Below are 22,595 nucleotides of genomic sequence, written 5' to 3'. Positions count from 1 at the left end.
AAATAAATTAGGGTTAACCCTAAGTATCTTGATAAATCAAGGGGTTGCGTCGTCCTTTTTGGCTTCAATCGCCAAGCGAACCAAGTCGGTAACAGTTTTGACTTCGAGTTTGGACATCAGATTCGAACGATGAACTTCAACGGTTTTGATGCTGATGAAAAGCTCATCGGCAATCAGTTTGTTCGGTTTGCCTTGGAGAATGCCTTGCAATACTTGCTGTTCGCGTTTGGAGAGTGAATCAAAGCGTTTTTTCAGCTCCTGTGAGCGTTGATGATCCTGTTGCAAGCTGTTGTATTCGTGAATCGCCGCCTGAATACGTTCCAGCATATGTTGGTCGTTATAGGGCTTTTCGATAAAGTCAAAGGCACCTTCTTTCATGGCACGAATCGCCATGGGAACATCTGCATGTCCGGTGACGATGATGACTGGAAAGTTTGGGTCGATCTGTTTGATGGCGAGGTGCAATTCCATGCCGTTCATTTTCGGCATACGCACATCCAGAATGACACAGCCCGGCAAGCCGGTGGTGAACGCATCCAAAAATTCCTGACCATTTTGGTAAAGCTTGGTCGGTAGATTGACTGACTCCAATAGCCACTCCAAAGACTCCCGTACCTGTTGGTCATCGTCCACAATATAGACGCAGGGGGCATGGTTTGATGTTGGGTTCATCACGTTTTCCTTTTGCTGGTTTCGTATGATTTGGTTTCATACTGTGTGGTTACGTGGGGGAGTCTGAAAATAAATTCTGCACCCTGTTCGGTGTTACGCGCATCCAAGCGGCTGTTATGGGTTTCGATGATGCTTCGGCAAATGGCGAGCCCCAACCCCATGCCATCCGGCTTGGTGGAATGGAAGGCGTCGAAGATGTGTTCTATTTCACTGTCTTCAATTCCCGGACCATTGTCTGCAACGGACACTTCCACTTGGTCGCCGATAGTCGTTAGTGAGACGGTGACAACACGTTTCGTGTTGGGTTTCGCGTTTTGAAGTTGCGTTGCTTCAATGGCGTTGCGAACCAGGTTGAGAATCACCTGCTCAATCTGCACCTGATCGCCTTTGACCAACACCGGCTTGTCGGTGCCGACCGATTGTAGGGAAATGGATTGTTGTCCTGATTCGATTTCAAGCAAGTCCAATACGCGCTTAATCAAACGCACCAAGTCGAAAGTTTCTTCACGATGAATCCCCATTTGAACGAAGTCTCTCATCCGGCGGATGATTTGAGAGGCCTGATTCAAACTGCCCAATGAGCGTTCTAACCCGGTCTTCACGGTCGTGTCGGAATTGTCGTCCAAACGTCTGAGTGATCCGCTGATGTAGTTGATAGATGCCGTCAGCGGCTGATTGATTTCATGCGCAAGACCGGAAGCGATTTCCCCCACCGTGAACAAGCGGGTGACTTTACCCAGTTGTGAGCGATATTTTTCCCGTTCGTCCTCAATGGTTTGTCTTTCGATGCTTGACCCAATCCATTGCGACAAAAGTCTGAGCAACTCTTGGTCAACTTGAGCGATGTTCGGATTCAGCTTGCTGTTGCCGACAAATGCCAACAGGCAGTGAGGCGTGTTTTCCACCATCACGTAAAGGCTGATGTAGCATTTGTTGTCCTGTTCATTTTTCACGCATTTGATTTCGCCGCTTTCATTTTTGTCGAAGTGTTGTGGCAGGTTGGCGAGAATGTCATCTTCCATTTCAGTATTGCCGTCTGCCACGCAAAGATCCAGTTGTTGACGAGTCGACTCCGCATCCTGTGGCGGAATCTTGTATAAAAACGCCGCATCCATCGCAAAATGATCGCGAGCAAGCTTGATGAGGGCGGCGAGTTTTTCGTGTTGCGTCAATTCAGGATTGACGGTGATTTCGTAGAAACCTTGCAGTGCCGAGCGGCTTCGGCGCAGGGTTTCTTCAATGGTTTCGCGGGCGATAATATCCTGCTCCAAAGCCTTATTGACCGAAGACAGCTCTTTGGTGCGCTCGATCACTTCCTGTTCCAGGTTGTCACGATGTTTTGCCAACTCTGATTGCGATGCCGCCAGTTTGCGGTTAACGCGACTCAACCTTACGGTGAAAAATGTCAGTACCAACATGAACGTCAGTACCAATAGGGTGACGGACTCATGTTCTTTTAGAATCTGCTTCAGACTCACTTCTTTGGATGGCGCATAGGGCGGTAGCTTCAATGCCTGCAACAAACCGTTGACCGTTGTCAGGTCGGCAGCCTGTGTCCAACCGTAAAAAGGATCATAGTCGAGTGTTGACTCGTGTTTTGGCATGCTTTTCAGGGTAATGGCAACCTGGCGAGCCAAAGCGATGTCGGTGTGATTCAGCTTCACCATAGACCAGTTGGGGTAGAGCATGCTGCTACTATGCATTGGGAGATAGTTCGGTGTGTCTTGCGGATGGATGATTTTGATTTGTCCCGGCTGAATCTCTTTGTCGGCAATCATGTTTTCCAATATGCCGGAACGGACAATACCGATATCCGCTTCATCATTCACAATCGCTTTGACGATGTTCTTTTGCGAGCCATTGGTGAAGAGCATTTCAAAAAAGTCTTTTTCCGGCGATAAACCGGCGAGCAACAATTCACGTTCGATAATCTGATAACCATCAAATTCCGAGGGAGACACCGCCATCACACTTTGGTTCTTGAGGTCAGACAAGCGTTTGAGTTTGTTTCTATCGGCACGGGCAATCAGTACCGCGCCCAAGTAGCTCGACACCTGAGTTTGATAACGCGTCTGCAAGGTGGCGATAGGGCGGGCGTCTTCCGATTTTTGCAAAGCGACGATATTCGCCGGATTGGTGATGACAAATGCCAGTTGCTGTTTTTCGATGGCTTGGTTCAAACACTCAAGCCCCATCAACTTGATGGTGAAGTTATAGCCGGGAATGTTATGCGATAGATATTGCGCTGTCTTTGACCAGAAAGCATCTTCCTCTGGATCATGGTGTTGGTTGAGCACACCAATCGAAACCGTTTGTGCGGCAGCCATGCTGGAAGCAAGTGTCATGACCGCAAGGACAAAGCATCGCAGTGTGAAAGAAAAATTCAATGGGCGCATGTATCTAAGTCAGGTTTCCAAAAATGTTATTTTTTCTATATTACTCAAATTAATTCAACAGTATGAACAAGATTCTGCAAAACGATTTGGTTTAAACTTACGCTATCGTTTTGAATTTTTTGTACGAACAACCACGAGACAAAAGAAAAATATGGCTAATAAAAATCGTATCCAAAACCAAACCGCAGTCGTTACCGGCGCGACCTCCGGTATCGGTCAGGCATGTGCTTTCGCTTTAGCGGAGCAGGGCGTGAATTTGATTTTAATGGCGCGCCGAGCAGAGCGTTTGGCGGCATTGAAAGATGAGTTGTCGAAGTATCCGGTCACGGTGAAAACCTATGTGCTGGACGTTCGAGAGCTGGATAAGGTCAACGAGGTGTTTGCTGATGTCTATGCCAAACACAAGGTCGATATCCTCATCAATAACGCAGGCTTGGCGTTGGGCTTGGGCAATATCGACGAAGGCAGAATCGAGCAGTGGGAACAGATGATCGACACCAATATCAAAGGGTTGCTTTACGTCAGCCGTGCGGTCATTCCAAAAATGCGTGCGCAAAACTCGGGACATATCATCAATATCGGTAGTATGGCGGGCGGCATTACCTATCCGGGCGGCAATGTCTATTGCGCTTCCAAGTCTGCAGTACATACTTTGAGTGAGGCGATGAACTTGGATTTGGTCGGTACCAATATCCGCGTCTCCAATGTCGCACCGGGTGCGGCAAATACCGAGTTTTCCAAAGTACGTTTTGACGGCAATGAAACCCAAGCGGATGCGGTTTATGACGGCTTTACCCCGCTTGGCGCCGAGGATATTGCTGACTTGATTGTCTATATTTTGAATGCACCGGCGCATGTCAATATTCAGCATACTTTAGTGATGCCAACAGCTCAGCGAAGCCCTACGGTGTTGCACCGAGATCAATAATCAAAATCTGCCAGGTTGGGGGTGAGTGTGTTTACCCCAACCTGGTAGATTTTTGCACTGTCGCAGAAACTTTATTTTCCTGTCACTTTGTTTTCATACAGTGTTTTTAAACTAGCGAAACTTACTTGTTTCACTGGGATGTGTTATGAAAACTTCATTGCTTTATCGTTCAATTTTATCCGTCATGGTTGTGAGTGGTTTGGCCGCTTGTAGCCAACAGCCAACCAAACCAAGTTCACAAAAACCAGCTAAGTTATCCGTCGATTTTCAGCCGATTGCGCCTGCGGTGACACAGCAGGAAAAAGACGAAATCCGTTCAGTCAAACAAGTGACGGTTAATGGTCAGGTGCAAAACATCGATTACTACCGTTTGATGCAAACGGGACAGAAAGATAATGGTGAAACTTTCGGTGTGGTGAAGGATTATCAGGACAAAGTTATTCGCGAAGCCGATGGTTCAGCTTATTTGTGTAACGGTACGGATACCGGCGAAGGTTCTGGGTTGGATCACGTGTCTATTCTACAAAAGAACGACAAGTTGTATATGGTGTCACAATTCGAGTGTGGACCCGGGGCGATGTATGTCAATCAACTGGTACAGACACCGGATGGTGACTTGCATTTGAAACCGGATACCCTGCAATTCATTAGTCAAAAAGAATATTTCGGTGGTTGGGTACATTGTGCGGGGGTCACCACGCCTTGGCAGTCACATTTGGGGTCGGAAGAATATGAACCGGATGCCAATCCAAAAGCGCCTAAGCCTTATCAAAGCAACCGTTATTATCAGTCAGTCGGTGAGTTCTACTGGCACGGCGACATTCTGAAAAACAATCCTTATTTCTACGGTTGGACGCCTGAAGTCTCTATTAATGACAAGGGGCAACCTCAGTACACCAAACACTACAGCATGGGGCGTTTCGCGCATGAGTTGGCGTATGTCATGCCAGACAACCGCACGGTCTATTTGTCTGATGACGGTGCGAACGTTGGTTTCTACATGTTCATCGCTGACAAGCCGCAGGATTTAAGCGCGGGAACACTTTATGCCGCCAAGTGGCATCAAACTTGGTCGAAAGGGCTAGGAGCGGCACAAATCGAATGGATTTCATTAGGTCATGCCGATGATAAAAGCATTAAAGCGGTTGTTGCCGCTAAGCCACGTTTTGACGATATTTTCGAGACAGCCAAACCGAAAGGTGACTCTTGCCCGACCGGATTCCAGTCGATCAACGCATCCGCCGGACATGAGTGTTTGAAACTGATGGACGTCAACAAAGACGGTAAAGTCGATGCTGCTGACGAAGCCATTGCCAGCCGTTTGGAAACGCGTCGTTTCGCGGCCTATAAAGGTGCGACAGTCGAGTTCAATAAGGAAGAGGGCATTACCTTTAACCCGGACGACAACAAATTGTATATCGCTATGTCGAAAGTACGTGAAGGCATGGAAAACTACGCCAAAAAAGGTAAGTCGAAAGACAAATACGATATTGGTGGGCCGAACGACATTCGTTTGGACTATAACTTCTGCGGTGGTGTTTATCAGTTAGATGTCGCTAAAGACGAAAAAATCGGTTCTGACTATGTGGTGAAAAACATGGTTGGTTTGTTGGAAGGCACGCCTAAGAGCTATAAAGGCACTGAGTACGAAGGTAACAAGTGTGACATCAACGGTGTTGCCAACCCGGATAACCTGACTTATCTACCGGGCGCGCATTTGTTGGTTGTGGGTGAAGACACCAGCAAACATCCAAATGACATGGTTTGGGCTTATCACACCAAGTCGGATGAAATGCAACGTATCTTCACCGTGCCTTTCGGCGCGGAAACCACCTCGCCTTACTGGTACAAAGACATTAACGGATTCGGTTATTTGACTCTGACTACACAACACCCATTCGGTGAAGTGGAAAAAGACTATGTTCGCCCGGCAGGGGTTGATACCAAAACTGAAGCCGGTTATATCGGACCATTCAAGTTTGGCGTGAAACCAAATTGATGTTGCAAGCTTAAGTCATGCAATCGGGTTTTATTTCCAGTCCAAAAGTCGGTTTTGTGTCCAAGGCCGGCTTTTTGTTTTTCGGGTTACTGGTCAGTATCATTGCAAGCGCATCAACTCAACCGATAGATGTGTTGGGGCGTTATATTCCGCCACAGTGCTATACAAAGACAGAACACAAAGTCGGCATCGGGCAAATCGCTCATGTGCATAACCCTTGTTTTGCCTGTCATACTCAAAGTCTCGCCCCCAATTTTGCGGATGACGCCGACTTACAACTGAGTTATGACTTTCCCGCATCCATGCGCCGCAATCCTTGGTCAAACCTGTTTAAAGACAGGCGACCTCAGATTGCCAAGATTTCCGACCAGCAAATCGTCAGTTATATCCAACAAAGCAACTACCAACATCAGGGCAAGTTGCTGTTGGATGAAAAGTTGACAGCCCATTTACCCAAAGCCTGGGATGTCAATCAGGATGGTCGTTGGAACGGCTATCTACCAGATGCCTACTTTCACTTCGACAATCAAGGGTTTGATAAAGCACCAAATGGCAAGCTCACCGGGTGGCGAGCATTCGGTTATCGTCCATTTTTTGGTGCTTTCTGGCCGACCAATGGCAGTACCGATGATGTGTTGATTCGTCTTTCAACGCCCTTTCAGCAAGATGAAAAAGGGCAGTTTAGTTTGGCTGTTTATAAGCTGAACCTCGCCATTGTCGAGGCAATGATTCAACGCCGTGACGTAGCGATTTCTTCCGTGGATGAAACCTTGTATGGCGTCGATTTAAACCGCAATGGCAAACTTGATATGGCCGGCAAAGTGGTTTATCGTTGGGCACCGCTCAAAGGTCAAAATATGTCTTATGTCGGGCAAGCCAAAGCATTGCAACAGGCGGGTAAAGTGCATTTGGCGGCAGGTTTGTACCCGGAAGGGACTGAGTTTCTGCATACCGTGCGTTATATCGCATTTGATAAGCAAGGCGGTGTCACCTTGTCGGCCAGAATGAAAGAGGTGCGCTATGCCCGTAAAGTCGCGTGGAATACTTACTTTCAACTGCGCAATGCCGCCATGTCGGAAGTGAAAGAGGCGGATGATTTTCCCGAGCGTTTACGTCGTGTGCAAGGCAATGAAGAAACTGGCCTATACAACGGACAAGGTTGGGTGTATCAAGGGTTTATTGAAGACCAGCAAGGCGCATTGCGTCCACAAACTTATCAGGAAACCTTGTCGTGTATCGGTTGTCATTCCGGTATTGGCGCGACCACTGATAGTAGTTTTGCCTTTCCAAGAAAGTTGGGTGAAACTCACTTTCGGCAAGGTTGGTTTCATGCTTCTCAGCACAGCCTGAAAAACGTTGTGGACAAGCTGGTTGAGGTGGATGGTAGACAGATAGGCGAGTTTGCCAACTATCTGCTACAAAATCATTCCGGTAATGAGTTCCGAGACAATAACGAAGTCGAAGCCAAGTTTTTCGACAAGAACGGTCAGCTCAAACCGCAAGCTAAAAAGCATTTAGAAAAAGACATTACCTACTTGCTTTGGCCTAGTCAGCAACGCGCCATGCAGCTCAATAAAGCCTATAAAGTGATTGTGGATGAGCAGAGTTTTGCAAAAGGGCGAGATGCGCATGCTGCACCATTAAATCAAACGGTTTACGATTTGGTTAAGGCGGGCAAAATGACGGGTGTGGAAAAGCCAGTAGAGGTCAAAGTCATTAAATAGTTTGGGTTGTAAAAATCTGCCAGGCTGGGAGGGGAGATAAATTAAGCCGCCCTAAGATAGAGTCTTGTTTTTCTGTATTTTTCTTCTTTGGGCGACTTGTTACTTTTTTGCGTTGCCAAAAAAGTAACCCAAAAAGGCAACCCTGAAAATTCCCCGATACTTCTAAACTCGTTCACGCAAAATGGCGAACTCGCTTCGCTCAAACAGCGCCATTTTTAACGCGTTCACTTCGTTAAGAAGTAGGGCGGTGAATTTTCAAAGGGTGTTTAAAAAAACTCGCGGAAACTTGCACAACCTGTCAGGTTCACGCACTGATCCGCCCATCGTAAAAAGCTCGTTTTGTTGCTTGGCGTAGCGAGCGTAAGGAAATGATGCTGTTTGAGAGAACGAAGTGAACGAGTTCATCATTTTCAGCGAGTAGCCTAGCAACACAGAGCGTTTGCGCAGGGCAAAACTTTTTGCCTACTTTTTTGTTTAAAAAAGTAGGGTGAGCGCATGAAGAATATCTACATAGAAATAGTGAAATCAGAAGCGCTCAGGACGAAACGGTAGTAAACAATTCAAATACCCCAACCTGGCAGATTTTATAAGTCTGTAGAATACAAATTGATTTATTGTTTTTCGTTTCATAAAATCAAGTCATATAAGGATTTTTGATTGAGCTTTCTTGAATCCTCAATTTTTCAACGAGGTTTTTATTCGATGGCTGACGATGGTAAAAATGGATTGATAAACATCAATATAGATGGAGATTTAGCAAAGCCTGTAACAGTTTTTATTGAAAAGGTTTCTAGTGCTGTAGGGCTTGTATATCAACCACTTCATACTAAAAGAATGGCTAAGGCAAATGCAGATGCAGCTAGAACGGATTTGATTTCAAGCATCGAGCTTTCTGAATTTGAACAAAGAGCAATGGGTAGGCTTTTACATCAGCAATCTAGAAAGCAAGATAATATAGAGTCTATTACTTTAGAATCAGCAAAGTTAATCAAAGAAAATGCTAAAACTGAAGAGTTGGATGAAGATTGGGTAGCTCACTTTTTCGATCAGTGTGAAAACGTTTCTGATAAGCAAATGCAGACGATTTGGGCGAACCTTCTTGCAGATGAAGCAAACCAACCTGGTTCTGTATCTAAAAGAACTGTAAATATTGTTGCATCATTAGACAAACAAGATGCCGAACTGTTTACTAATTTTTGCCAGTTTTGTTCAATGATGGGAGATTTAACTCCGTATATATTGAATTCTGAAGATGAGGTATTTAAAGACAAAATTAACTTTGCTTCTTTAACTCATCTGGATAGTTTAGGTTTGATTTCTTTTAACCCTACTACCGGTTATATTCGTCAAGGGTTTCATAAATATGCAACAATTTTTTATTTTGGAAGACCTATTACAATGGAATTTCAAAATGATGAAGGAAATAAAATTCAAATAGGACAAGCATTATTGACACAGGCTGGTAGTGAACTTGCTGTCATTAGTGGTGCAGAATACAACGAAGACTTTTACCACTATATTATTAAAAGCCTTTTTGGCTCTGGTTTAATTTTGTCAACTCCACTAATTCAAAAATAGGTTATACCGTATAACCAACAAATAGCTTTTCAAGCCTCTTCTGGGTTAATTTTAACTTCTCTGCGCAATCGCTAACATTTCCTTAGCATGATTACGCGTATTTTCGGTAATCGTCATACCGCCCAGCATTCTAGCGAGTTCTTCAACGCGTTCAGCTTCGTCCAACTCAGTCACTTGCGTAATCGTTTGCTCATCGACAGTGGCTTTGGCAATGTTCAAGTGTTGGTTTCCGTAAGCCGCCACTTGCGCCAAGTGAGTGATGGATAGGATTTGTCTGTGCTTGCCCAGTTGTTGCATCTTTTGCCCAACCACTTCGGCAATACCGCCGCCGATACCCACATCCACTTCATCGAAAATCAATGTCGGTAGGCTAGCGACTTCTGCACTGGCAACTTGTATCGCCAAGCTGATACGTGAGAGTTCACCACCAGAAGCCACTTTTGCCAACGGCTGTAAAGGTTGTCCTTTGTTGGCGGTGACGAGGAAACTAACGGTATCAGACCCTGTGGCACTGGGTTTGTCGCTAGGGGTAATTTCGATTTTGAATTGTCCGTTTTCCATGCCGAGGGTTCTCATGGCATCGGTCACGGTATCGCCAAGTTGCTTACCGGAAGTGCTGCGAGATTTGGTAAGGGCATCTGCCGCTTTTTGGTAGGCGATCTCTGCTTGTTCTATCTCTGCCTTCAGGCTTTCCAACGACGCATCCGAGTCTTCCAACTCTGCAAGCGCATCGCGGATTTGTTGGTGCTTATCAACTAATTCTTGTGGCTCAAGCGTATAGCGTTTTGCCAAGCCAAACAGTTCTGACAGGCGTTCATCCACTGCTTGTAAACGTGCCGGATCAAGCTCAATATGATGGTCTTGCGCTTGAATGTCATTGGCAGCTTCTTGGGCGTCTATCAACAAGGAGTTGAGTTGCTCGGCAATCTTTTCCAAGGTGGGGCTGTATTCGGCAACCGAGTCCAATGCGTGGATGGCACTGTTGAGTTTTTCGGTGACGCCTTCTTCGCCCTCAATGAGTTCGTAGGCGTTGTACACGGCTTGCTTGATTTCACTGGCGTGCGCCAAGCCGTTTTGTTCTTCAGCCAAAGCGTCATATTCGTCTGCCACGGGCATGACTTTGTCGAATTCTTTAAGCTGGAAGTTGAGCAGGTCTAGCTGACTTTGTCTGTCACTTTGTTGCTCATGCAGGGTTTTATAACGCTTTTTAAGGCTTTGCCATTGTTGATAGGATTGTTGCGTGTCTTCCAATAGTTTTGGATGGTTAGCGTAGGCATCCAACAGTTCAAGTTGTTTGTTGCTGTGAAGCAGGGATTGATGTTCGTGCTGGCCGTGAATATCAATCAGTAAATCACTCAAGCCTTTTAATTGAGAAATCGACGCCGGCAAGCCATTGATATAGGCTTTTGAACGCCCTTCAGCCGTAACGGTTCTTCTTAATAGGCAGTTGCCTTCGTCGTCGAATTCATTGTCCGCCAGCCATGCTTGTACTTGAGGAAGGTCTTGTATCTCAAAGTCGGCAGTGATGTCCGCTCTGGGGGTGCCATGACGCACCAAGCCGCTGTCTGCTCGCTCACCCAATGCCAAACCGAGAGCGTCCAATAAAATGGATTTCCCGGCGCCGGTTTCCCCGGTAAGGGTTGTAAAACCGGAATGGAAATCCAATGACAGTTTTTCAATCAGAGCAAGGTTTTGAATGGTGAGTGTTTGCAGCATAAATCTTCAAATTAGAAAGTTATAAGTGTCTAAATAAATGTCGTCGCTTAATGGCGTTATCCAACGTTTTACCTAGAGTTTTTGACCCCAGTTCAGTTTGGCTCTTAATAGCTCATAGTGATCGTGGTCTTTAGGATGAACCATTTTGATGAATTTTGGATGACGTGTCACGATGGTTTCGTGTTTTGCGCCAATCAAAAAGGACACCTGACCATCACAGATAATGGATGCCGTGCCATTGCAGTTGTCATGGGGTTTGATGCGAATACGGCTGTTGCCGGAAACCACCACCGGGCGATGGCTCATGGTGTGCGGATTGATGGAAACCAATGTCATGACGTCCAACCCCGGATCGACAATCGGCCCACCGGCAGACAGTGAGTAAGCGGTTGAACCGGTTGGGGTGGCGATAATCAATCCATCCGAGCGTTGGCTACTGAAGAAACGGTCATCAATGAAGGTTTCGAACTCGACCATACGAGGGGAGTCGTTTTTGTGTAGCACGACGTCGTTGAACGCCACTTCTTCAAAGAGCAATTTGCCGTCCAGATGAATCTGTACATGCAACATAACGCGTTCTTCACATTTGTAATCGTCCGCCAAGACTTCGTTGAGGGTATAGATCATCCAGTCTGGAGAAACGTCGGTGAGAAAGCCTAGACGTCCAAGGTTAATACCGAGAATCGGTATTTCAAAGTCGACAATGGTACGGGCAACATCCAGGAAAGTGCCATCTCCGCCGACCACTACGGCGAAGTCGATTTCCTTGAGCATGTCTTCGCGTTGCAGTTTTTCAATGCCATAGCGCTCCACAGGAAAGTCTTTGCAACTATGTGCATCCAGAATGACGCGTTTTTCTTTTTCTTGAAAATAGAGAATCAGCTTATCAATCAGTTCCCAGGATTGAATGCCGTTGTATTTTCCGAAGATGCCGATTTTATTAAACATTTGATGTTAACCCGAGTATCCGTTTTAATGTGTCATCACCTAATTCCGTGCAGTTTGATTTTGCCGGATTTGGCAGGGGTTTTTCATTATGATTTAGATGATTTTATCTTGAAAATGAAAAAATCGCTTCCATAATATGGTTAATTAACGCAAAAAACATTTCCTATATGAACTTTAACGAACGATCTGAGCTTTTATTTAAAAAATTGATGTCGATGTATCTGAACGATGGCAAGCCTGTCGGTTCAACTGCATTGGCAAAATTGCCGGAAGTAGGGGTGAGTTCCGCTACGGTTCGTAATGTCATGGCAGATTTGGAAAGAATGGGGTTGATTCATTCGCCGCATACTTCAGCAGGGCGCATTCCAACTGATTTGGGTTTTCGTGTGTTCGTCGATACGATTTTGACGGTACAGCCTCTTAACCAAACCGTACAACAAAACATTCAGCAAGGGTTTCAGCGTGCGCAAACGCAAGATGAGCTGATTGGATCTGCTTCCAATATTCTGTCGAGCCTAACGGGGATGGCGAGTTTGGTGATGTTGCCGAACAAAGAACAGGAAGTTTTGCGCCATATCGACTTTGTGCGTTTGGGCGAAAGACGTTTGCTGGTGGTGTTGGTGCTCAATGATAACGATGTTCAAAACCGTATTATCGAGTTGGAAGAATCCGCTTCGGAATCGGAATTGTTGGAAGTGGCGAATTACCTGAACCAGCATTTTGTCGGACACAGTTTGCGCGACGTCAAACAAAAGCTGGTGGGACAAATGGATGAAATCCGTTTGAACATGAACCGTTTGATGCGTGCCATTATGGACGCGGCGGATCAAGTGATAGACGCCAAGACGCAAACGGCGGCGCCTTACTTTATTTCCGGTAAGACCAATTTGCTGAATTATCAGGAGTTGGCGGACACCGACAAGCTTAAGGCTTTATTCCAATCTTTCGAGCAACATACCCACATGCTGAACTTATTAGATAAATCCATGCAAGCTAAAGGCGTGCAGGTATTTATAGGCAATGAGTGCGGGCATGAAATCTACCAAAATTGCAGTATCGTCACCACGCCTTACGACGTGGACGGTGAAGTGGTCGGTGTACTGGGTGTAGTAGGACCTTCACGCATGCATTACGACCATGTCGTGCCGCGTGTCGATATGACGGCCAAAATTCTCAGTTCACTGCTCAAAGGCAATCGTTAAGCGGACAGCTTGTTGCTACCCGTTCGACGGGACAGCGTTTTACCAAAGCGCAATGGTTGAAGCACTTCGAAATCGGTTATTTCAAACAGATCACTCGGCCCATTGAACAAGTGGTCTACTAGATCATCGTGAATAATTTGTATTTGCCAGATCAGCGCCATTTTATAGAAACGTCCATAAACGGCATTTGGAAAGCAGGTTGTGAAAACATCTTTCATGTGTAGTTTGTCATCAATGTCGATAATGTCCGACAGTTGGTCTCCTGCTTTAATATCGTGAAAAATTTTGTCGAACAGAATCACTTCGTTGCAGGGGTATGACACTCGTTTTCGGCTTCTGCCGCCTTCAATGACGGCGTGTTGCATATTGGATGCAATCACTCGGATTTGAAGGTGGTCAATGTCTGAAACCAGCTTTCCTTGCAACAGGTTTTTAAGATAAAGAGTAGAATCTTTCTTAACCCGTTTGGGCCAATGGATTTTTATCTGGGTGAGGTAATCTCTTAGATAAGTCTTGGCCAGTTTATATAAGAAGTGGTAAAAAAGGTAAGAACCTCCGATACCAGCAACCACGGGGAATAAAAAGCTGCGCGCTCCCCGGTGAAATAACCAAGTGTGATCCGGTGCGCAGAACTGATCATGATAACCAATAATCTGAAGCATCGTTGCAAGTGTGATGGCTAAACCTGCCCATAAATAGGCGAGCCTTTTGGCGGTTGGCTGCAATTTTCGTACATTAAGCCAGAAATCAAATTTATCTTGAGGCGTAAGGTGAGACGGGTGAGGTTTTGTCGTCAATACACTAGGAATCGGGTAGAGCTTTATGATGTCCGGTTGCCAAGGAGAGCCCACTTCAAGTTTGAATTCTGTCTTACAGATAAAATTTCCGGCAAAAAATCCAGGCGATGACAGATTATGGTCATAGTCATAAGGAATGAAGCTCGAAAAATTCAGGTCTACAACCATTTCATTTATCAGCTCAATGTTTGCAGAAAAGAGTTCGACATTGCACCATTCTTTCGATTTTTTAGGGTGTCCAACAAATGTCTCTTGAGTTTCGTAAAAGCGACTGATGACAGTCAGTCGAGCATGATTATTCAGGAGCGTTTTGTCGTTAACTTTGAGGGTGGCTTGAGGTTTGCCGTCATTGAAGTCGTAGACAATATCTACCCGGTTAGAGCTCACTTCGTAGGGCATTCCATTTCCTTGTATTAACGAAAATGGACATTCTAGAAGACCTGTTAAACGCCCACAATTTCATATTTTCTATAGAAGGATAAGTGGTACCCCAACCTGGCAGATTTTGACGTTTTAGGAAAGAACGCTATTGAGCCTGCGGCGGAACTCATTTGCGGTTTCCGGTGTCATGTTTTCAAGCATATTGATGGTTGCCAGTGCCAGTTCTTTAGCACCGCCACCTTTGGCGTTAGGATTATTTTGTAGCAGTTTGAAAAGATGCGCCATTCCGGTGTCATAGTCTTGTTCAGCAATATAGCAAACCGCTAAATCAAACAAAGAGTCTTCGTCTTCTGGTTGTGACGCCAGTTTTTCAGATAAAGCGGCTTTGCCAGCAGTGTCCAACGCCAGTTTTTTGAAGGTGATTTGACCGATCAAAAAGCGGGGGCGTTTCTCTTCTTTGATGTTATCCGGTAGGCGAGTGAATAATTCCGCGGCTTCAGCAAGCAGGTTGATGTCCAGGAAAATCTGGCACATGTCCATGGCAATATCGACATTGCCGGCATCTTCTTTGGCGGCTTGAGATAACAGTTGCACCGCTTCCGGTGTGTTGCCTTCGCTATGCTTGGCTTTTGCCTGCTCGCGCAGTTCGTCAGCAAGATTATAGATGCCGAATTGTTTGAATAGCGCAGCAAGGCTCTCATAGGTCATGACACCGACTTCTTCATGAACGGCTTCACCGTCTTTGAATACCATGAGTGTCGGGACGTTTTGAATGTTGAATTTTTCGCGTGCATCAGCATACATGTCGATGTCCAGTCTTGCCAAGATAAATTGACCAGCGAATTTGTGTGCATAGTCGATGAGGATATTTTCCAGCGAAATACAGCTACCGATGGCGGGACTTAAAAACAGGACGAATACTGGCAGTTTATGAGAGTTGGTGAGCACGATATCGTCAAAGTCCTGGTCGGAAATTTCAAAGTTGTAAACGTCTGGTTTTGCCATATTAAGTTCCTTTTCATCAGTACTCGTATTATATCAGGCTTATAAAAACCCGCCCGAGTGATCCATAACGGCCTTAAATAAGTGTCCTTAAAATGTTTTTTTTGAAAAAAAATTCTGTTTTTGTCTTGAATCCTGAAATTACGCCCCCATAAATCTGCCGATTTAAGTTATTTTTTATGCGGAGAAATGCATGTCGAAGAAAGAACAGGCTCAAGCAGCTGAAGATCAAATTCCAACTGTTGATTCAGAAATTTCTGAAGAAACGCAAGATGCCGAACAAGCGGTTTCAAACGACTTGAATGCCATGCTTCAAGAAGCGCAGAAAGAAGTCGAAGCACAAAAAGACTTGGCGCTAAGAACCCTTGCGGATATGGAAAACCTAAAACGTCGTACACGTATTGACGTTGAAAATGCCCATAAGTTTGCATTGGAAAAATTTGTGAACGCTTTGATTCCGGTTTTGGATTCGATGGAAATGGGAATGGATGCCGCGAAGATGGAAGAAGCCACTTTGGAAAGCATTCGCGAAGGGCTTGAAATGACCTTCAAACAAACATTGGATGTATTGGCGGATTTCAACGTAGAACGCATTGATCCGAAAGGTGAGAAGTTCAACCCGCAACACCATGAAGCTATGACAATGGTGCCGTCACCTGAGCATGATTCCAATACGGTCATGGACGTTATTCAGAAAGGCTATGTGTTGAACGAGCGTTTGGTACGTCCAGCTCGCGTCATCGTTGCACAGTAATTTAGGGCAGAGGGTTTGAAATAGGCAAAGAAAATTCACATTTTTTGAGTGATTGCCTTGAAAACGAAAAACCCTACCTTATATACAAGATAACTTTGAAAAACCTTTAAAAATTTAGATTTAAAAATCATGTGCTCCGAACAGGATTCGGAACTCAAATTTGGAGAAACATTATGGCAAAAATCATCGGGATTGACTTGGGTACCACCAACTCTTGTGTGGCGGTCATGGAAGGTAAAGACGTTAAGGTTATCCCTAACGCGGAAGGTGCACGTACCACACCATCTATCGTTGCTTATACGCAAGACGGTGAAGTATTGGTTGGGGATTCTGCAAAACGTCAAGCGGTCACTAACCCAGAAAATACTTTGTTCGCGATTAAGCGTTTGATCGGTCGTCGTGCTGACGATGCAGTTGTGGCGAAAGATAAGGACATGGTTCCTTACAAAATCATTGCAGCTGACAATGGGGATGCGTGGGTAGAAGTTGACGGTAAGAAACTGTCTCCTCAAGAAGTGTCTGCACGTACTCTGATGAAGATGAAGAAAACAGCAGAAGATTACCTTGGTCACGAAATCACTGAGGCGGTGGTAACGGTTCCTGCTTACTTTAACGATGCACAACGTCAAGCGACCAAAGATGCCGGTAAAATTGCAGGTCTTGATGTAAAACGTATTATCAACGAACCAACTGCGGCTGCTTTGGCTTACGGTATGGACAAAGTTAAGACCGATAGCAAAATCGCGGTTTATGACTTGGGTGGTGGTACTTTCGATATCTCTATCATTGAAGTAGCTGATCTGGACGGTGAGAAACAAGTCGAAGTATTGTCGACTAACGGTGACACTTTCCTTGGTGGTGAAGACTTCGATAACGTGATCGTTGATTACATCGCGACTGAGTTCAAGAAAGACCAAAACGTTGATTTGAAACTAGACAAGCTAGCACTACAACGTGTTCGTGAAGCAGCGGAAAAAGCGAAGATTGAACTGTCTTCTCGTGAGCAGACTGACATCAACTTGCCATACGTCACTGCGGATGCGACGGGTCCTAAGCACTTGAACATGAAAATCACTCGTGCCAAGTTTGAATCTTTGATTGAAGATTTGGTTGCGCGTTCTATCGCACCCTGTAAAACAGCGTTGGCGGATGCAGGTCTATCTGCATCTGAAATCGACGATGTTATCTTGGTGGGTGGTTCGACTCGTGTGCCAATGGTTCAAGCGAAAGTTAAAGAGTTCTTCGGTAAAGAGCCACGTAAAGACGTTAACCCTGATGAAGCGGTAGCAATGGGTGCTGCGATTCAAGGGGGTGTATTGTCTGGTGACGTAAACGACGTTCTTCTTCTAGACGTAACGCCTCTATCTCTAGGTATTGAGACGATGGGTGGTGTGATGACCAAGTTGATCGAGAAAAACACGACGATCCCAACACGTAAGTCGCAAACTTTCTCAACAGCGGAAGACAACCAAGCTGCAGTAACGATTCACGTGCTTCAAGGTGAGCGTGAAATGGCTTCTGGGAACAAATCTCTAGGTCAATTCAATCTGGATGAAATCCCACCAGCACCACGTGGTACGCCTCAAATCGAAGTAACGTTCGATATCGACGCTAACGGTATCCTAAACGTTTCTGCGAAAGATAAGGCAACCAACAAAGAGCAACACATCACGATTCAGGCTTCTTCTGGTCTATCTGAAGAAGAAATCGAAGCGATGGTGAAAGATGCTGAAGCACATGCTGCTGAAGACGCTAAGTTGAAAGAACTAGTTGAGTCTCGTAACCAAGCGGATGCGATGATTCACGGTACGAAGAAACTATTGTCTGAGCAAGGTGATGCCGTTGATACAGCAGAAAAAGAAGCAATCGAAAAAGCGATTGCCGATTTGGAAGAAGCCATCAAAGGTGATAGCAAAGAAGCGATTGAAGAGAAATCTCAAGCCTTGGCAGCCGCTAGCCAAAAACTAGCAGAGAAAGCTTACGCTCAGCAAGCGCCAGAAGGTGATGCGGGTGCAAGCCAGCAAGGTTCTTCTTCGGCAGATGACGATATCGTTGATGCGGAGTTTGAAGAAGTAAATGACGATAAAAAGTAATCTGATTGTTTGATAGCTCGCCCCGAGCGGGCGACTTCTTCGTTCAGGAATGGTCAGCTACTATTTGTAGCCTCACATTCCTAGCCTCGAATTCGCCTCACTCGGAGCGGCTCTAAAACATCAGATGCATAGGGAGATGTTTAAATATCTCCTTTTATGGATGTAAAGGAGTTTGGCTAAACTGAGAATTCAAATTTAGCGCTTCAAACTTCTGTATAATTCGGGCGATTTTGAGAGGTTCTCACGAATCAGGAGCAAAGAAAAACGAGATAGAATTTTTCAGGTTGTGACCAAAAGATGCACCTAATAGCCTTAGCTATTGGGTAAGTTTTTTGGTTATAAGATGGATGGTTATAGCCGTTTTTATTTGTTTCTGGTTCGTGTGAAACTCTCTTAGATTGCCCGTTTTATTATTTTAACCCCAGTTTTTATTTGAAAAATGCCAACGCAGGCATCCCCAACCTGGCAGTTTTTGAATAAAAACTTAAATTGAATCTAATCACTGACATTATGAGCAAAAGAGATTACTACGAAATTCTGGAAGTTGTGAAAACCGCTTCCGATGGCGAAATCAAAAAAGCGTATCGCAAACTGGCGATGCGTTATCACCCAGACCGTAACCCGGATAACAAAGACGCGGAAGATAAGTTCAAAGAAGCTTCTGAAGCTTATGAAATCCTTTCCGACCCTCAAAAACGTCAAGCCTATGACCAGTTTGGTCATGCGGGTGTTGATGGCAGTGCAGGCGGTGGATTTGGCGGCTTCGGTGGCGGCGGATTTGCTGACTTTGGCGATATCTTTGGTGATATTTTCGGGGGCGGTTTCCGTCAAGCAGGCCCTCAACCGGGTAATGACCTACAGTATGAGTTAGAGATTTCCCTTGAGGAAGCGGTGGCAGGCACAACGGTTGATATCCGTATCCCAACCAAAGAGTTCTGCGAGGCTTGTGATGGCACAGGTGCAGAACCTGGCTCTGAGGTGGAAACCTGTCCGACCTGCCACGGTAGTGGTCAAGTACGCGTACAACAAGGTTTCTTTGCGGTATCTCGCTCTTGCCCGACCTGCCACGGCACAGGGAAAATCATCAAGTCTCCTTGTAAGTCTTGTCGTGGTGAAGGTTACAAACACAGCCATAAAACCCTTAATGTTAAGATTCCTGCCGGTGTTGATAACGGTGATCGTATCCGCTTGCAAGGTGAAGGTGAAGCGGGTGATCGCGGCGCACCACACGGCGATTTGTACGTGCGTATTCGCGTGAGAGATCATGCGATTTTCCAACGTGACGGCAATACGTTGTTCTGTGATTTGCCTTTGTCGTTCGCGACGGCAGCATTAGGTGGTTCAATCGATGTGCCGACCTTGAACGGTAAAGCCAGTTTGAAAATCCCTGCGGGTACGCAGTCCGGCCAAAGATTTAAGTTGGGCGGAAAAGGGGTCAAGTCGGTTCGTTCGTCACATGTCGGTGATATGATTGTACAAATCCATATCGAGACACCAGTGAAGTTGACGCAAGAACAAAAAGATTTGTTGGCGCAGTTCGATGCGAGTTTGAAGGGCAAACACCACAAACAGCATAGTCCGAAAGAGCATGGATTTTTCGATACGGTAAAATCTTTCTTTACGGGCGATGACGATGCCGAAAAAAAAGATAAAGACGGCCCGTGGAACTAGGAACAAGATAAAGGGATAGCAGAATGGACAAGCAATTGAGAGTAGCGATTACCGGCGCAGCAGGTCGAATGGGTAAAAACTTAATCGATGCGGTGCATCAAACCGAAGGGTTGATGGTATCGGCGGCGATTGCGCGTCCTGGCTCTTCTTTGGTGGGGGCGGATGCCGGTGAGTTAGCGGGTGTCGGTACGTTGGGTGTGAAGGTCGTCGACCAAATCGAACAGGTGGTTGACGATTTCGATGTGATTATCGATTTCACCACGCCGGAAGCCACTTTGCATAACATCAAGGTCTGCTTGGCTCAAAACAAGAAAATGGTCATCGGTACTACCGGTTTTGATGAGGCTGGCTTGGCGGTTTTGCGTGAAGCGTCTGAACGCATGGCGATCATCTTCGCGGCAAACTTCAGTGTTGGTGTGAACCTTTGTTTGAAGCTGTTGAAACAAGCGGCAGAAGTCTTGAATGAAGGCTATGACATCGAGATTATCGAAGGACATCATCGCCATAAGGTCGATGCCCCTTCAGGAACAGCATTGCGTATGGGTGAAGTGGTTGCCGATACACTAGGGCGTGACTTGAAAGCCTGCGCAGTTTATGGTCGTGAAGGTATTACTGGTGCGCGTGATCCGAATACCATCGGTTTCGCAACGGTGCGTGCCGGCGACATCGTGGGCGACCACACTGTTTTGTTCGCAACTGAAGGCGAGCGTGTTGAAATCACCCATAAGGCATCAAGCCGTATGACCTTTGCCAAAGGGGCTGCGCGTTCGTGCTTGTGGGTTGCCCAGAAAGACACTGGCTTGTATGACATGCAGGATGTGTTGAACCTGCGTTAAAACTTTCTTTTCTTAAAAAGAAGCGCCGCTATCTTGCAGATGGTTAGGCGCTTTTTTTATGTCTGCAAGATTTTCCAAACCATCTGCCAGGAATGTGATTTATCCAAAATGAGCGTATGATGAAATCTCTAAGGTGAGATTCCATGATTCCTATTCAGGAGGCCGTCATGTTTAGAATATTCTATCAATGGTTCGTTGCTTGTCTGTTTACATTCGCTTTTATCACCAGCGCTTCGGCCGCTGATTCGACAATCCTCAAGGTTCAACACAAGCACGATATCAAAGTGGTTTACGATGTGAACCAAAACAATATAGAAGCGGGCATTGGCCAAGCATTGTATTACGTACGTGGGTTGCTTGAGGCTTACAAAGGGCAAGGCATCCCGATGGAGCAACTACATATCAGCGTGGTGGTGCATGGCGCGGCAGGCTATTGGTTGCTGAAAGATCCAAAGTATCAGGATTTTGTCGGAAATCCGTTTGATGTGAACCCGAATGAGAAAGTGGTGAAGGAGTTGATTGCTCATGGTGTGAGCGTTGAAATCTGCCATGTCACCATGAAGGCGCATCGTTGGAAACCGGAAGACATCTTGCCAGGCGTGAAGATTGTTTATGATGCCTATACCCGTATCATCGATTTGCAGATGCAAGGCTATGCTTACGTGAAATTTTCCGAGTAGTGTGATTTTTGAAAAGGTTTGAGGATGATAATGTCGGGATGACGGAGGTCGTTTTTTCGCATATCATAGTTTCCATAATATAAGAGACAAGTTTATGGAAAGAACATTTGGCTACTCACTTTTAACACTGTTTGCTGTGTTTTGGTTACTGCTATTGCCAAGGATGGCAAGCGCAGAACAGATTTCGCAAAACTGGGTATGGTCGGTGGAGCAGGACTATGCATTTGCCGCCACCAATAATGAACAGAAACGTATTTTCGGGCAGTTTTGTTATTACAAGACAGGACTGTGCGCCTATATTGTCGATTTGGGTATCACTTGCAAGAAGTCGGATGTTTTTCCCAGTCTGGTGAATACCGACGCCGGTGCGCGTAAATTCGATTTGATTTGCGGGCGACGTTTGCATGATTCCAATGCCTTGATTATCAAACCTTTCCGTTCGATAGACAGTCTAGTTACTCACAACAAGCATATCGGATTTGCCGTCGCATTGCGCAATGGTAAGTTTAAGGTGGTGCACTTCAGTTTGCTCGGTTCGAAAGAGGCCATCAAGATGATGCGCAGCTATGCCAAGCAGAATGCCAAACCTCCCAGTATCGAGCCGGACGACAAGCCAAGCAATCGCCCGCTGGTGCCAAACGCGCCAAGTACTAAAGGCAAATATTTATAAAATATAATCAGGAAGGCGGTCATGGATGAGCTAATTGGTTTGGCGTTGAAAAACTTTACCGTCACAATGCTGATTTTTGGCTTCGTTGCGACGGCAATTTCATTGATGAAGCATTCGCGCGTCGAGCCTTTGACGCAGGCGTTGGTGGTAGAAAAGCTCTTTGCTTATTTTTTGCTGTTCAGCATCGGTATCGGTTATCTCTATAACTTCATCATCCATGTCTTTTTTGCTGAGATGGCGGCACATTTTATCGGTTGGGCCAACAGTCCATTCCAATACGAAGTTGGCTTTGCCAGCCTTGGCTTTGGGGTTGTTGGTGTGTTGGCTTTCAGATCAAGTTGGGGGTTTAGAGCGGCTGCCGTTATCGCCCCTGCTTTTTTTAGCTGGGGCGCGGCAGGCGGGCATGTTTATCAAATGCTGACCAATCATAACTTTGCACCGGGCAATGCCGGCACCGTATTTTGGACAGACATTCTTATGCCTACTTTTGGTTTGGTGCTGCTTTATTTGCAACACCGCTCAACAAAAACGACTAGCTAAAATCTGCC

18 protein-coding genes are annotated in these 22,595 nt (G+C 45.7%); 12 read left to right on the top strand and 6 right to left on the bottom strand.

The features are described from left to right. Positions 1-36 precede the first annotated feature (36 nt). Positions 37-672, bottom strand: a complete 636-nt coding sequence (locus F8R13_RS08870; RefSeq protein WP_152833730.1) for a response regulator transcription factor — start codon at positions 670-672, stop codon at positions 37-39. Then, a complete protein-coding gene (locus F8R13_RS08865; protein ID WP_152833728.1) occupies positions 672-3,068 on the bottom strand; it encodes a sensor histidine kinase in 2,397 nt (798 codons plus the stop codon). The genes F8R13_RS08870 and F8R13_RS08865 overlap by 1 nt, the downstream gene beginning before the upstream one ends. A 151-nt stretch (positions 3,069-3,219) precedes the next feature. On the opposite strand from F8R13_RS08865, the gene F8R13_RS08860 reads away from it, so the two are divergent. The 4 genes from F8R13_RS08860 (at position 3,220) to F8R13_RS08845 (ending at position 9,297) form a co-directional block, all read left to right on the top strand. Continuing rightward, on the top strand, positions 3,220-3,996 hold the full coding sequence (locus F8R13_RS08860) for an SDR family NAD(P)-dependent oxidoreductase (protein ID WP_152833726.1): 777 nt from the start codon (positions 3,220-3,222) through the stop codon (positions 3,994-3,996). Positions 3,997-4,141: 145 nt separating this feature from the next. Then, positions 4,142-5,995, top strand: a complete 1,854-nt coding sequence (locus F8R13_RS08855; protein ID WP_152833724.1) for an alkaline phosphatase PhoX — start codon at positions 4,142-4,144, stop codon at positions 5,993-5,995. Between the two features lie 17 nt (positions 5,996-6,012). Next, entirely contained in the window at positions 6,013-7,719 is a 1,707-nt protein-coding gene (locus F8R13_RS08850; protein ID WP_216642616.1) for a hypothetical protein, read from the top strand. 702 nt (positions 7,720-8,421) lie between these two features. Continuing rightward, a complete protein-coding gene (locus F8R13_RS08845; protein ID WP_152833722.1) occupies positions 8,422-9,297 on the top strand; it encodes a DUF2806 domain-containing protein in 876 nt (291 codons plus the stop codon). 51 nt (positions 9,298-9,348) lie between these two features. On the opposite strand, the gene recN is transcribed toward F8R13_RS08845, so the two are convergent. Both recN and F8R13_RS08835 read right to left on the bottom strand, forming a co-directional pair. Next, complete coding sequence (gene recN / locus F8R13_RS08840; RefSeq protein ID WP_152833720.1) at positions 9,349-11,013, bottom strand: DNA repair protein RecN; 1,665 nt, start codon at positions 11,011-11,013, stop codon at positions 9,349-9,351. A gap of 72 nt (positions 11,014-11,085) precedes the next feature. Next, entirely contained in the window at positions 11,086-11,961 is an 876-nt protein-coding gene (locus F8R13_RS08835) for an NAD(+) kinase (protein WP_152833719.1), read from the bottom strand. A 167-nt stretch (positions 11,962-12,128) separates the two neighbouring features. Between F8R13_RS08835 and hrcA the strand changes: the two genes are divergently transcribed. Beyond that, a complete protein-coding gene (hrcA, locus tag F8R13_RS08830) occupies positions 12,129-13,163 on the top strand; it encodes a heat-inducible transcriptional repressor HrcA (protein ID WP_152833716.1) in 1,035 nt (344 codons plus the stop codon). Here hrcA and F8R13_RS08825 read toward each other — a convergent pair. Next, positions 13,160-14,359 (bottom strand): hypothetical protein, encoded by a 1,200-nt coding sequence (locus F8R13_RS08825; protein ID WP_152833714.1) that lies wholly within the window; start codon positions 14,357-14,359, stop codon positions 13,160-13,162. The two genes, hrcA and F8R13_RS08825, sit on opposite strands and share 4 nt — an antisense overlap. A gap of 114 nt (positions 14,360-14,473) precedes the next feature. Then, complete coding sequence (locus tag F8R13_RS08820; RefSeq protein ID WP_152833712.1) at positions 14,474-15,346, bottom strand: tetratricopeptide repeat protein; 873 nt, start codon at positions 15,344-15,346, stop codon at positions 14,474-14,476. A gap of 190 nt (positions 15,347-15,536) precedes the next feature. Here F8R13_RS08820 and grpE point away from each other — a divergent pair, with 190 nt between their 5' ends. The 7 genes from grpE to F8R13_RS08785 all read left to right on the top strand — a co-directional run bounded on the left by grpE (position 15,537) and on the right by F8R13_RS08785 (position 22,587). Further along, on the top strand, positions 15,537-16,097 hold the full coding sequence (grpE, locus tag F8R13_RS08815) for a nucleotide exchange factor GrpE (RefSeq protein ID WP_152833710.1): 561 nt from the start codon (positions 15,537-15,539) through the stop codon (positions 16,095-16,097). 173 nt (positions 16,098-16,270) lie between these two features. Next, complete coding sequence (dnaK, locus tag F8R13_RS08810; protein ID WP_152833708.1) at positions 16,271-18,190, top strand: molecular chaperone DnaK; 1,920 nt, start codon at positions 16,271-16,273, stop codon at positions 18,188-18,190. A gap of 510 nt (positions 18,191-18,700) precedes the next feature. Further along, positions 18,701-19,861 carry a molecular chaperone DnaJ gene (dnaJ, locus tag F8R13_RS08805; RefSeq protein ID WP_152833706.1) on the top strand — a complete coding sequence of 387 codons (1,161 nt, stop codon included), beginning with the start codon at positions 18,701-18,703 and terminating at the stop codon, positions 19,859-19,861. A 23-nt stretch (positions 19,862-19,884) separates the two neighbouring features. Beyond that, a complete protein-coding gene (gene dapB / locus F8R13_RS08800) occupies positions 19,885-20,697 on the top strand; it encodes a 4-hydroxy-tetrahydrodipicolinate reductase (RefSeq protein WP_172967745.1) in 813 nt (270 codons plus the stop codon). Positions 20,698-20,864: 167 nt separating this feature from the next. Continuing rightward, positions 20,865-21,377, top strand: coding sequence for a DsrE family protein (locus F8R13_RS08795; RefSeq protein ID WP_152833703.1), 513 nt, complete (start codon positions 20,865-20,867; stop codon positions 21,375-21,377). A gap of 94 nt (positions 21,378-21,471) precedes the next feature. Further along, positions 21,472-22,047: a hypothetical protein gene (locus F8R13_RS08790; protein WP_152833701.1), complete on the top strand. Its 576-nt coding sequence runs from the start codon at positions 21,472-21,474 to the stop codon at positions 22,045-22,047. 21 nt (positions 22,048-22,068) lie between these two features. Further along, the gene (locus F8R13_RS08785) at positions 22,069-22,587 is read left to right on the top strand and encodes a DUF6790 family protein (RefSeq protein ID WP_152833698.1); all 519 of its coding nucleotides are present in this window, start codon (positions 22,069-22,071) and stop codon (positions 22,585-22,587) included. Positions 22,588-22,595: the final 8 nt, after the last annotated feature.

The sequence above is a fragment of the Hydrogenovibrio sp. JE_KL2 genome (assembly GCF_009296185.1).
Classification (GTDB): Bacteria; Pseudomonadota; Gammaproteobacteria; order Thiomicrospirales; family Thiomicrospiraceae; genus Hydrogenovibrio.
This window is presented reverse-complemented; position numbering and strand designations above follow the sequence as displayed.